Below are 13,322 nucleotides of genomic sequence, written 5' to 3' on the forward strand. Positions count from 1 at the left end.
AATTGTAGGGAATTAGCCTTAAAATTGCAATTATTTTATTGTGGTAAATTAGTCAATTTGTTCTAACTCAATTTCAGCTTCTTTTAACATTTTTTGAGCCAATTCATCTGGGTATGACCCCTTAAAAACTATTCGCTCAATCCCTGCATTAATAATCATTTTAGTACATAAAATGCAAGGCTGATGAGTACAATATAAGGTCGCACCCTTAATTGAAGTCCCATGCTGGGCCGCTTGAATAATAGCATTCTGTTCAGCATGCAGTCCTCGGCATAACTCATGTCTTTCACCTGAAGGAACATTTCGTTGTTCACGTAAACAGCCTGTTTCACTGCAGTGCGGCAAACCGCTGGGAGCACCATTATAGCCAGTAGTTAAAACTCGTTTGTTGCGCACTATAATCGCCCCTACTTTGCGCCGTAAACAAGTAGAACGTTTAGCTACTACATGCGTTAATTCCATAAAATATTTGTCCCAAGAAGGTCGACCATCTCCAGTAGGTTGCTCTATATCTGGGTTATTTTGTACCAAACAGTCTGTCACCTGCATCTCCTAAACCTGGGACAATATAAGCATGATCATTTAACTTTTCATCCACTGCAGCAGTATAAATATCTACATCAGGATGAGCTTCCTGTAAACGTTCCACACCTTCTGGAGCAGCTACTAAACAAACAAATTTAATATTCTGCGCTCCTTTATCTTTAACAAACTGTAATCCCGCTTCAGCAGTTCCACCTGTAGCTAACATAGGGTCAACTACAATCACTTCTCGGGAACCTAGTTCTGGCGGCATTTTACAATAATACTCTACCGGTTCTAAAGTATCAGGATCTCGATATAAACCAATATGCCCTACTTTAGCAGCCGGAGCTAAACTAACAATTCCATCTACCATACCTAGTCCAGCTCTTAAAATAGGTACTACTACCATTTTCTTTCCTGCAATTACATTAGATTCTGTTTTAGTAATTGGTGTTTCAATTTCAATACTTTGTAAATCTAAATCTCTCGTAATTTCATAGCCCATCAAAGCAGCAATTTCATCAGTTAACTCTCTAAATTCCTTAGTTCCTGTTTCCTTCTTTCTTAAATGCGTCAATTTGTGTTGAATTAATGGATGATCAATAGTATGTACCTCACTCATTTAAAAAAACCTCCTAGTATTTTTTTGTTTACAACAAAAAATAGTGATGAGTAATCAGTAATTAGTAATGAGTTAAAATCAAAAACAAAAGAAAATCACATAAGATATTATCTCATCTATATTGACATTCTTTTTTTTATTTGTATTTTAGCTTCTGTTCTCTTTTATCACTTTTTCTTTATTTTTGCCATAACTCATTACTTTGTACTGCTTTTCTCTTTTTACTTGTTACTCGTCACTTATTACTTTTTATTGCTTTTTCTCTTTACTCATCACTCATTTCTTTTTTCTGATTACTGCCTTTTTCTCTTTACTGATTACTCATCACTCATCACTATCTACTATTCCTGATATAACGGATAATCTTCTACTAATTGATCTACTTCATCACTTACTTCTTGTTGTACTGCTTCATCATCTAAATTTAATAATACTTTCGTAATTAACTCTGCAACCTTTTCCATCTCTTCTTCTGCAAAACCACGCGTTGTTAACGCTGGAGAACCTAATCTAATTCCACTAGTCACAAAAGGACTTCTTGTTTCAAATGGAATAGTATTCTTATTGACTGTAATTCCTACTTCATCTAAAGCATGTTCAGCTTCTTTGCCTGTGATATCATGTTCTGTTAAATCTACTAACATTAAGTGATTATCAGTTCCACCGGCTACAATTCTAAAGTTATCTGCTAAAGAATCAGCTAAAACTTTTGCATTTTTAATTACTTGCTCTTGATATTCATTAAACTCTTCAGTTAAAGCCTCTTTAAAGCACACAGCTTTAGCAGCAATTACATGCATTAATGGACCACCTTGGATCCCAGGGAAGATAGCCTTATCAATCTGCTTAGCCAAATCTTCTTCGCATAAAATCATACCGCCTCGAGGTCCTCTTAGAGTTTTGTGAGTAGTGGTCGTTACTACATGAGCTGATTCAACAGGATTTTGATGTAAACCTGCTGCTACTAAACCTGCAATATGAGCCATATCAACAACTAAGTAAGCATCAACTTCATCTGCTACTTCTCTTAAACGAGCAAAATCAATCTCTCTAGAATAAGCACTAGCTCCTGCAACAATCATCTCAGGGTCTTCTTCTTGAGCTAATTCCAAAATTTTATCATAATTCAATCTTTCTGTATCTTCATCCACACCATAAGCTACAAAATCATAATAGTCCCCGGACATATTTACTGGGCTACCGTGCGTTAAATGTCCTCCATGCGTTAAATCCATACCTAACACCTTATCACCTAGTTCCAACAAAGCAAAATAAACAGCTTGATTAGCCTGCGAACCAGAATGAGGTTGCACATTAGCATGGTCAGCATCAAATAACTCTTTAGCTCGTTTAATAGCTAATTTTTCGACTTCATCAACATGTTTACAACCGCCATAATATCTCTTTTCTGGATATCCTTCGGCATACTTATTTGTTAATTCAGTACCCATCGCTTCAAGTACAGCATCACTAACAAAGTTTTCTGAGGCAATTAATTCTAAATTACCTTTCTGTCTCTTAACTTCTCGATTAATAGCTTCACTAACTTCAGGATCAATATCATTCAACTTTCCCATTTTATCACTCCTCTAATTCTCTATAAAATCTTAAAAATTATATATTGTTAATCTTATCAATCCGTCTTTGATGACGACCACCATCAAAATCAGCATCTAACCAAGTACTAACAATTTCTCGCGCTAGCTCTGACCCAATCACTCTTGAACCCATAGTTAATACATTTGAATCATTATGTTGTCTTGTCGCCCGAGCAGAAAAAACATCATGACATAGAGCAGCTCTAATACCAGGTACTTTATTAGCTGCAATAGACATACCGATTCCTGTCCCACAAATTAAAATTCCTTTGTCATATTCTCCTTCTGCTACTGCTTCAGCTACTGGAGTAGCATAATCAGGATAGTCAACTGATTCTGTAGAATCTGTACCAAAATCTTTGTAGTCAACATCTAATTCTTCTAATAAGTCAATTACTTCTTCTTTCAAATCATAACCACCATGGTCACTAGCAATTGCTACTTTCATTTCTATCGCCCTCCATTAAAAGCTATATTTGAGTATAAGTATAAGTCTGAGTTTGAATTGCTTTATGCTTAGCCTTAAACTTAGCCCTTATACTTAACCTTATTATTTATCTCTTCCTCTAGTAATTATTCTCTAATTTTATTTCTTATCCTGCTTAAAAAAAGAATTTCTAAAATTAAGAAAATAAGAAATGTAACCCTAAGAAAATTAAGACTATGCCACCAATTATTTGTGCCTTAGTAGCTAAAACTAAACCTATTTTCTTTCCTAAAAGCAAACCAAACAATACCATCAAACCAGCAATCGAACCTAAAACAAGACAACTGCATAGTATTTTAACATTTAACATCCCTAAGCTAAAACCTACAGATAGAGCATCAATACTAACACTAACTGCTAAAATTATGATCCCCCACAGGGATAAGTCGAAAGCAAAGTCTCCATATTCTCTTTCTTGTCTGCTCTCTACTATCATAATTGTCCCTAAAATAATTAATAAACCAGCACCAATTACGCTAGTTATATTTTTAATTGTCTCTTCAAAATAATAGTGTCCAAAAAAATGATCTAATAATTGAGCTAAATTGATTCCTAACAACGGCATTATAACATGAAATACTGCAATTACTAAACTTAATTTTAAAATTAAAGACCAGTTAATGCGATTCATCCCTACTGCTACCGAGACTGAAAAAGCATCCGTCCCTAAAGCAACACCTAAACAAATTAATTCTATTAACTGCATTCCATCACTCCCTATTAACTAACTACTACATATATATTAATAGGAAGTGATAAATAAACTTCAATTGTGAAAAAATAAAATTCAAAACCTAGATTCGGCATGCCAAATCTCTACCTGCTAATCACTTATTCTGTATTTTACGCTTTTCTGTTTACTTGTTACTATTCTTTGTTACTGCTTTTTCTGTTTACTCTTTACTTGTTACTATTTACTGTTTTTCTTGTTACTCTTTGCTGTTTTTTTTCTCTTTGCTCTTCACTGCCTTTTCTCATTACTGTTCTTTGTTACTCATTACTGCTTTTTTCTCTTTACTCATTACTGCCTTTTCTGATTACTATTCTTATGTGTCGATAATTTGATAACCAGCTGATTTACGCAGGCGATTCATAATTGCTAATCCTAAACCATGTTCTGGTAAACCTTCAATCAATATTTTATCCACACCTAACTTATCAAATTCACGCAGTAACTTAAATATATTATTACTAATTTCAGTTAAATCATCACGACTCCCCATCACTTTAACGATTCCTTGCTGATAAAAATCTTGATATTCACGACTAGCCATAATTCCTACGTTACTTTCTTGAGCGGCTAGCTCTTGAATTTTATCAGTTATAGCTTCAGCTTCTCCCTCAACTAATATTACTTCAGCTTGCGGAGCATAATGTCTATATTTCATACCAGGTGATATAGCTTCTTTGGATTCTTGATTTACTTTAGCCTTCACAGCCGGGTCTATCTCCACAGTTCCTAATACCTCTTCTAACATTTCATAAGTAATACCACCAGGACGTAATAATGTTGGCACCTCAGTAGATAAATCTACAACAGTTGATTCAACTCCAATCCCAGTTTGGCCTCCATCGACTACAGCCGCTATCTCTCCTGCTAAATCAGCAATAACATGTTCAGCCAAGGTAGGACTTGGGCGCCCTGATAGATTGGCACTAGGAGCTGCTAACGGTACCTCTGCTAATTCGATTAATTTCAAAGCTAAACTATGCTTAGGCATTCTCACTGCTACTGTATCTAAGCCACCAGTAGTGATTTCAGGAACCTCTTCACTCTTCTTTAAAACCAAAGTTAAAGGTCCCGGCCAGAATCTTTTGATTAACTTCTGAGCTTGTGGAGATAAGTTTCCAGTAGTTAACTCTTTAATTTCCTCCTGTCTAGCAATATGTACAATCAAAGGATTATCAGCCGGTCTTCCTTTAGCAGCAAAGATAGACTGTACAGCTTCTCCATCTAGAGCATTAGCACCTAAACCATAGACAGTTTCGGTGGGAAAGGCAACTAATTTACCTTTTTGTAATAAGTCTGCTGCTTCTTTTAATTCAGTTTTACTAAAGATTTTAGTTCCATTTTTTTCTCGCATAATATCCCTCATCTATAGTATTTGTGTATAGTATATATCATTTTGAATAAAATCTAAATGAATTTTTTGAATTAATCTCCATACTTAAATCAAATAAAAGTATGGGTATGTATCGCAAAAAGTATGGGTATCATCGCATAAAGTATGGGTATTTATTATAAGAAAAAGTGGACTCTAGGTCAAAACCCAAAGTCCACTAAATGAAATTTATTAATTTTATTCTTTAACACCACCAAATGTTAGGCCGCCAGAAATAAATTTCTCAACCATTAAAAATAGAACAATTACTGGAATTGCAGTTAATAATGAAGCAGCCATCATCCGACCCCAAATATAGTGCTGGGTATGGAATAAACTATTTAAGCCCATTGGTAATGTAAAGTTACCTTCTGAAGTTAAGAAGACAGAAGCAAATAGATATTCATTCCAAGCAATCATAAACGCATAAATAAAGACTGAAACTAATGCTGGAGCAGATAAGGGAAATATAATTTTAAAGATAACCTCTACTCGACTACAGCCGTCTATAATTGCAGCTTCTTCTATTGATTCAGGAATTGTTCTAAAATAATTACCTAACATATACAAAGATACCGGTAAAGTCTGAACTAAATAGGTAATGATTAACGACAGCCTGGTATCATAAAGCCCAGCATTCACTACAATCTGGAACAGCGGAATCACTAATAAAATTCCTGCAAACATATAAATAAATAATACTCCTCGTTGAATTAACTTTTGTCCTTTATATTTGAGCCTGGTAAAACTATAGGCCCCAAAAGTAGCAACTAAGACTGATAATCCCGCTGTAATACTTGCTACCATCAGACTGTTTTTAAAGAATGTAAAATAGGGAAACACTTCTGGATTAAACACATCTTTAAAATGCTGAAATGTGATCTCTTGTGGTATAATCTTTGGTGGATAATCAAATTGACCTTCTGATAATTTAAAAGCAGAACTAAACATCATCACAAAAGGAAATAAACAAAATGCCATGACTGCTATTAAAGCGCCCCAAAAAAGTATCTTTTTACGTAAGCTTTTCTTTTCTACCATTTTAACACCTTCTTTACATAAAGGAGTACAAAGCTAATTAAGATTAAGAATAATGTAGCAGAAATTGCTGCTCCTTGCCCATGTTGATAAGCTGAAAAGGCCTTCTCATAGGCATAAACTGAAACTACATTGACTTGTTTTGAAAGTAAATATACTTCTGAAAACTTATTAAAATTCCAAATCCAACGTAACAATGCTAAAGAAGCAATCACAAATTTTAACTGTGGTAATGTAATTTTAAGTGTCTTCTGCCACCAATTTGCGCCATCAATTTCAGCCGCTTCATAATAGGTCTTTGGAATCGACTGCAATTTAGCAATAATCATCAAGAAGGCAAAAGGGAAAGCACGCCAAATCTCAAAGAAGATTGCCATCCAGAGCGCATATTGGGGACTTTCTACCCAGTTAACAGGATTTTCAAGCAAATGTAAAACATCAACTAAGACAAAATTAGCCATACCAAAAACCGGGTTAAAAAGATATTTCCAAGCAAAAACAATTGAAATAATGGGCACTACATAAGGCAATAAAACAACTCCACGGGCCAAGGCTCGACCAATAAATTCTCGGTTCAACAACAAGGCCACTGCTAGACCTAATAAAGTTGCCCCTGCAACAGTAGTCACAGTATAAATTAAAGTAGTTCCCATAGCTCCCCAAAATTGGGGGTCACTAACTACATCAATATAATTAGCCAATCCAACAAATTCTCCACCTTGACTAGGACCCAAGCTCACTTTAGTTAAACTTAACCATAAATTATAGAGAATAGGATATAGAATGACTCCAGTTACTAAAGCTACTGTGGGAAAAATCAGAAAATAACCCAGCCTAGCTTCTTTTTGTGATTTTGTTTCAGGATTGAATAAACTTTTAAAAAAGGGTAATTCATCTGTTTTGCTTTCTGCACCCATAAAAGAAACCTCCTTTAATTAAAAAGGCTAGAGAATTTAAATTCCCTAGCCTTAATTAACTTAATTATTCATTCACTATTTCTTTCATCTTATTAGTAGCATAGTCAAGAGCTTTTTGTGCTTCCCAATCTCTTTCTGTCATTTGATTTATAGAATCACCAATTACATATCTAGCACCAATATCTCCCATCTTAGGGAATACCTTTCCGCCTACAAATCCAAACTTACCGATATTATCTAATCCGCTAGCAATTTCAGTTGCTTTATCTCCATAGACAGAAATAGTTTTATTATCTTTATATTCTTTAGATTGAGCAATAGACTTACGAACCGGATTCATACCGCCTGGTGCCATGTGTAAAAATTCAATATAATTCTTCTTATCATGTAAGAACTTAACAAACTTTTTTGCTGCCTCTTCTTTCGCATCACTATTAGTAGAAGTGATACTTAATCCTACTACTTGACCAAATGTAGCGGCAGAAGAATGTTCCATTTTACTAGCAAACCCAGTCTTTTCTACCATATTTTCTCCAACTAAGTCACTCATAATATAAGTAGAATAGAACATCATTGCTACTTGATCATTCAAGAATAGATTACGACCATCACGCCATGTTTCTGGTCCTGGCTGAGTATAATTAGCTAAATCTTTTAAGTACTTATAAGTTTCTAGCATTTCTGGAGAATTATAAACAAGCTCGCCTTCTTCATTAAAGACTCGCGCATCATTAGATAAAGCAAATTGAGTGAATGTCTGACGTGCATAAGCATCCTTTTTAGTACCAAAAATAATGCCGTACTGTTTTTGGTCTGGCTTATGGAAGTGTTTAGCGGCTTTTAAAATATTCTCCCAATTAGTTGGTGCTTCTAAACCAGCTTCTTCAAACCAATCTTCACGGTACCAAATACCTTGTACCCAACCGTGAAATGGCACAGCATAGTTTCCATCACCATTAGCAACTTGAGTCATTTCTAATGGACCTTGGTAGAAATCATCACGTCCATAACTATTAATCACATCTCCTGCTGCTTCAATATCTAATAATCCAGCATTTCCTAAACGTAATATCTTTTGAACTCCCATTTCCATTACCTGCGGCAGTTTATTACCTGCTTGAGCAGCTGACAGTTTAGTAGAAAAATCATTTTCTTCGACTGGTACTACTTTAACCTCAATTCCTGTTTCTTCAGTAAATTTCTTAGCTAATCCCTTAATCACTTCTAAACGACTTGATTCAACTTGAGTAGTCCAGTAAGTAATTTTAGTTGGCTCATCTTCATCATCATCACCGAATCCAAAAAACGCAGCACTAGGAACTGTTAAACTTAAAACTAATGTCATGACCATTAATGTTACTAACCATCTTTTCTTCATTAATTATACCCCCTTTGATTTTAGACCCGAAACTTATGTACTTATAAACTAGCTCATTTGTTATTTGTTCTGCACATTTATAATCACTTTTAGTCTTATATTTTATCTTACAATTATATTATATAGAACAGAAAAGAGAAAAACTATATCACATTTGCATAAAAATAATCCGAATAGATACCCTTTTTTTGTACAAATTATAAAAAGCAAGGCTAAAAAGAGTTATCATCATCCCAAAAATAGATTTAATTTCTAATTGATTCTAATTTCTTCAAAAACTCTAGAGTGACTCTTCTTTTTAATCTAATAAGTTCTCAAGTATTTCTGCTAGGGTTTGATAAGATAAATGCTCTGCTCCTAAAGCAAAATTTTCTTCTACAACTTGCTGATAGTAATCTCTATCAGTTAACAAATCGATAATCTCTTGCGCTGCCTTTGTTAGCTTTTCTGTTTGGATATGAACTAAATCCTTCTCATCGCGATAAGCAATTTCGTCTCCTAAAGATATAATATTAAAACCTAAGTCCTTGATATCTGTTTTAAAGACAGGGTATTCATAAACTACCATCGGCTTTTTAGCAAATAATCCTTCTAAAAACTGATTACCCCAGCCTTCTAAAATACTAGGATAGGTGATAATATCAGACTGTACATAGGCATCCCAGAGGGAATATCTTTTGCTGCCATTAACTGTACAGCGTTTCATTTCTATTAAATCATTAACAAATTCAAGCTTTACTCCCTGCTTTTGAGCTCGTTCTTTTAACTTTGCTACATACTCTTCATTACCCTCCGGTAATCCCGCTAAAACTAAAACAAATCTACTATCTTTAGTGAACTGTCTTCCATCATATAATTCTGCTCCTGTAAGCTGTTCTTTATATTCATCTTTATCTAACTGAGCTACTACATCAATAGCTAATTCAATCGCTTTGCGCTCAGCAATTCTAGTCGCTTGCAACATATAAATATCATTCTCATTTAATCCAATCTGTTCTTTGAAATCTTGATTATAGTCATCTTCTGCCCACGGTTCTGCTGCAAAATCAAAAACATTGGGTACTACTGTAGCATGAATTCCTTTTCGCTCTGCTAACTCCTCTTGGGCCAATTTATTAATCACACAATGTTCAATATTATCCCCCTGCGGCGGAAAATATTCCTCTAAACACTGACTAACAAATTCACAGGTCGGCTGATATAGGTCTCGTTCCCAATAAAAATCATGGTGATGACAAATAAATTGTAAATCACTGTGCTCCTCAGCTAATTGACTAAAGGCAATTGCAGCCGGCAGATGCCAGCCTAAAGACCAAATATTATTAGGGATTAGAATATCAATCTCATTTTCAGCTACATACTGCTCTAACTTTTCTTTAATTTCTGCTGCATAAGCTAAAATTTCTGCTTCCAATTCTTGAGCACTAAAATCACTTAATTCCTCATAGGCATTCCGCACTATACGATCATTACGCTCTTGACGATATTTTAATTCAGGAATTACATCTCCCTCTACATTACCCGTACTTCCTGCTAAAAACTGAGCTTGATAACCCATATCTTCTAAAACCGTCTGCCATTTTTCCATTTCTAATGATACTCCATCAGTTTGACCCACTCTAAAATGTGATAATACTACATTTTCCATTTTTTTATCCTCCTCATTATCTTTTCCTAAACTAATAAAGTGGTAGAAAAACTCTACCACTTTAAGAGATAATTATTCTATTCGTGATTTACTTCAACCATCTAACTTGATAAGGAGCTAAATTTAGCCGTACTTGCTTGCCTTGCACATCTACCTCTTCTTCCGCTATAATATCCTTAAATTCTTCTCTATCTCCCATACCATATTCTGCTAAATCAACTACTACCTTTTGTTCTTCACCAGATACATTATGCAAACTAAGTAATGCCTCTTCTTCATGACTTCTTAATAAAGAAAATACTGCTTCATTAGTGTCTAAAACCTCTTGTTTACCATTCGGATGAAAGGCTTTCTCTTCTTTTCTTAATTCAATCAATTTACTATACTCCTTATATACTTTAGATCTTAGAGTATGAGGATCATTTAATTCCTCTTCTACTTGCTCTCGCTTAAGTTTTTCGCGGTTAATTGTTCTATTACGCCCTGTTTCTTCTACCCCTTGCTCATAATTTCTAGATCCTAATAAGCTGTGAATATAAATCCCTGGTACTCCTACCATTGCTAACAAGATTGACTGTGATGCAACAAACTTCTTCGCTTGGGTATCTAAATCTTCATCTTCATCAATAATGGCATCTACATAAGTAATATTTAACTCATAAGGACTCTTAGAACCATCACTATTAGTCTTATAATTGACTGCTCCTCCATGTTCTACAGCTCGGTCAGCTAAGTCTTGAATTTCTTCTTCTGTTAAAATACCTTCAGCTGGTCTGACGCCAATACCATCATGAGAAGCTAAAAAGTTAAAGAAAGTAGTCTCTTCTGAAGGAGCCTCAATATCAGCCGCCCACTCTGATAAGTAACTAGCATCACCACTAACAAAAGAATGTAAAACTAAAGGTGGTAAACTAAATTGATATACCATCTGAGCTTCATCATCACCATTACCAAAGTAACTAATATTCTCTTCGTGAGGTACATTAGTTTCAGTAATAATAATTACTTCAGGGGCTACAGCAGCAAAGATATCTTTCATTAACTTAACGACTTGATGCGTCTCTTCTAAATGAATACAGCTTGTACCTATCTTTTTCCAAAGATAAGCAATAGCATCTAATCTAATAATTTCTGCGCCTTGCGTCACATAAAATAATAAGATTTCAATTACTCGCAGTAAAACTTCTGGGTTAGAAAAATTAAGGTCTACTTGGTCAGGGCTAAAGGTAGTCCATAAATGCTTTGTTCCTTCACTGCTTTCAAACTCAGTTAATAACGGCTTGGCCCGTGGTCTTGTTACCTGGGATAAATCTATCTCAGGGTCTACATCGATAAAGAAGTCTTCATACTCATCTTCACCATTTAAATAACCTTCAACCCAATCACTCTCTGCCGAAATATGATTGATCACTGCATCAAACATCATCCGATAATCTTCACTAATTTGATTAATATCTGACCAATCTCCAAATTCAGGGTTTACAGCTTTATAATCAATAATTGAAAATCCATCATCTGAGGAATAAGGGAAGAAAGGCAAAATATGAATTCCAGACACAAGATTAGAAAAATAATCATCTACAAATTCTTTTAGTGATTGTAAGGGAGCTTTATCTTCCTCTTGAATATTATCCCCATATGTAATTAGAATTAAATCTTCTTCATCAACCCAATCTTTGCGATCTTGTTGTTCTATCTGCGGCTTATATTCGGTCATTAATTCTAATATTTTATCAAAATATTCTTTACTCTGATTATCATATAAAAATTCTAGTTTATTTTTTATTCTTGCTGCTAAATCATCACTTAAATTTAGCTCTGCCATGCTCACTCACTCCTTTATTATATATTAATATCCAATAGATGCATTACTCTAATTACAGTTTCTATTATTAATTCCTCCGCTTGAGCCATAGATTCCTGTAGAGTAATTGGCGCAGAAATAATACTTGTCATTCCATCTATACCTGACTTATATAATTGTTTAGCATCCTCTTTAACTGTTCCAGCAATAGCAACTACCGGCACATCAAATTCTTGAGCTACTTTTGCAACTCCAACTGGAACTTTGCCATTAGCAGTTTGATGGTCTAAGGCTCCTTCACCAGTAATTACTAAATCAGCTTCTTTAATCTTAGCTCCCAAATTAAGAGTCTCACTTACAATTTCAATTCCTGAATTCAATTCAGCATCTAAAAAAGTTAAAAGTCCAGCTCCTAAACCGCCGGCTGCTCCGGCTCCTGGTTGCTGACTAACTTCTTGGCCTAATTCTTCTTTAATCACTGTTGCTAAATGTTCTAAGTTCTGGTCTAATCTCTTTACATCGCCAGCAGAAGCACCTTTTTGCGGGGCGTAAATATGAGCTGCACCATTTTCTCCCACTAACGGATTGTCTACATCACAAGCTACTTCAATTTCTATTTCTTCTAAGCGAGGGTCTAAATCAGATAAATCAACTGTTGCTAAATCAGCTAATCCAGCTCCTGTACCATCTATTTCTTGACCTGCTTGATCAAGAAACCGTCCTCCTAAAGCTTGGGCCATACCTACTCCACCATCATTAGTAGCACTACCACCAATACCAATAATTAATTTAGAAATATCATAGTCCAATGCTTTTTCAATCAACTGTCCGGTTCCATAGGTAGTAGTTTCCAATGGATTATATTCTGCTTCTTCTAAGAGGGGTAATCCTGATGCTGCTGCCATTTCAACTACAGCTGTTTCTCCAGTTCCTAAAATCCCAAAATAGCTCTCTCGTTCGCGACCTAGAGGATCTTTAACTTTAGTTTCAATAATTTCTCCACCAGTAGCAGCCACCAAAGCTTCTACCATCCCCTCTCCGCCATCAGACAAGGGAACTTTCATTGTTTCTATTTCTTCATCATATCTATTGATCCCAATTTTAACTGCATCAGCTACTTCGGAAGCTGTTAAACTTCCTTTAAAAGAATCTGGGGCAATGATTACTCTCACGATCTCACCTCCATAATAAATCCAATATAAA

12 protein-coding genes are annotated in these 13,322 nt (G+C 35.0%); all 12 read right to left on the minus strand.

Translation table 11 applies throughout. The features are described from left to right. Nucleotides 1-48: 48 nt before the first annotated feature. Nucleotides 49-549 (minus strand): deoxycytidylate deaminase, encoded by a 501-nt coding sequence (locus JOC47_RS09205; RefSeq protein WP_204701780.1) that lies wholly within the window; start codon nt 547-549, stop codon nt 49-51. Beyond that, nucleotides 518-1,147, minus strand: a complete 630-nt coding sequence (gene upp / locus JOC47_RS09210; RefSeq protein WP_204701781.1) for a uracil phosphoribosyltransferase — start codon at nt 1,145-1,147, stop codon at nt 518-520. The genes JOC47_RS09205 and upp overlap by 32 nt, the downstream gene beginning before the upstream one ends. 341 nt (nt 1,148-1,488) lie before the next feature. After that, the gene (gene glyA / locus JOC47_RS09215; RefSeq protein ID WP_204701782.1) at nt 1,489-2,724 is read right to left on the minus strand and encodes a serine hydroxymethyltransferase; all 1,236 of its coding nucleotides are present in this window, start codon (nt 2,722-2,724) and stop codon (nt 1,489-1,491) included. Between the two features lie 37 nt (nt 2,725-2,761). Next, nucleotides 2,762-3,193 (minus strand): ribose 5-phosphate isomerase B, encoded by a 432-nt coding sequence (gene rpiB / locus JOC47_RS09220; RefSeq protein ID WP_204701783.1) that lies wholly within the window; start codon nt 3,191-3,193, stop codon nt 2,762-2,764. Nucleotides 3,194-3,368: 175 nt separating this feature from the next. Beyond that, entirely contained in the window at nt 3,369-3,938 is a 570-nt protein-coding gene (locus JOC47_RS09225; RefSeq protein ID WP_204701784.1) for a manganese efflux pump MntP, read from the minus strand. 340 nt (nt 3,939-4,278) lie between these two features. Then, nucleotides 4,279-5,316, minus strand: coding sequence for an L-threonylcarbamoyladenylate synthase (locus JOC47_RS09230; RefSeq protein ID WP_204701785.1), 1,038 nt, complete (start codon nt 5,314-5,316; stop codon nt 4,279-4,281). Nucleotides 5,317-5,532: 216 nt separating this feature from the next. Further along, nucleotides 5,533-6,375 carry a carbohydrate ABC transporter permease gene (locus JOC47_RS09235; protein WP_204701786.1) on the minus strand — a complete coding sequence of 281 codons (843 nt, stop codon included), beginning with the start codon at nt 6,373-6,375 and terminating at the stop codon, nt 5,533-5,535. Then, entirely contained in the window at nt 6,369-7,289 is a 921-nt protein-coding gene (locus JOC47_RS09240) for a carbohydrate ABC transporter permease (protein WP_204701787.1), read from the minus strand. Before JOC47_RS09240 ends, JOC47_RS09235 begins: the two co-directional genes overlap by 7 nt. A gap of 64 nt (nt 7,290-7,353) precedes the next feature. Next, nucleotides 7,354-8,667, minus strand: coding sequence for an ABC transporter substrate-binding protein (locus tag JOC47_RS09245; RefSeq protein WP_204701788.1), 1,314 nt, complete (start codon nt 8,665-8,667; stop codon nt 7,354-7,356). A gap of 298 nt (nt 8,668-8,965) precedes the next feature. Beyond that, entirely contained in the window at nt 8,966-10,315 is a 1,350-nt protein-coding gene (locus JOC47_RS09250) for a glycosyltransferase family 4 protein (protein WP_204701789.1), read from the minus strand. Nucleotides 10,316-10,403: 88 nt separating this feature from the next. Next, on the minus strand, nt 10,404-12,140 hold the full coding sequence (locus JOC47_RS09255; RefSeq protein WP_204701790.1) for an alpha-amylase family glycosyl hydrolase: 1,737 nt from the start codon (nt 12,138-12,140) through the stop codon (nt 10,404-10,406). Nucleotides 12,141-12,157: 17 nt separating this feature from the next. Further along, nucleotides 12,158-13,291 (minus strand): glycerate kinase, encoded by a 1,134-nt coding sequence (locus tag JOC47_RS09260; protein WP_204701791.1) that lies wholly within the window; start codon nt 13,289-13,291, stop codon nt 12,158-12,160. Nucleotides 13,292-13,322 lie beyond the last annotated feature (31 nt).

The organism is Halanaerobacter jeridensis (genome assembly GCF_016908315.1).
GTDB classification, from domain to species: Bacteria; Bacillota; Halanaerobiia; order Halobacteroidales; family Halobacteroidaceae; genus Halanaerobacter; species Halanaerobacter jeridensis.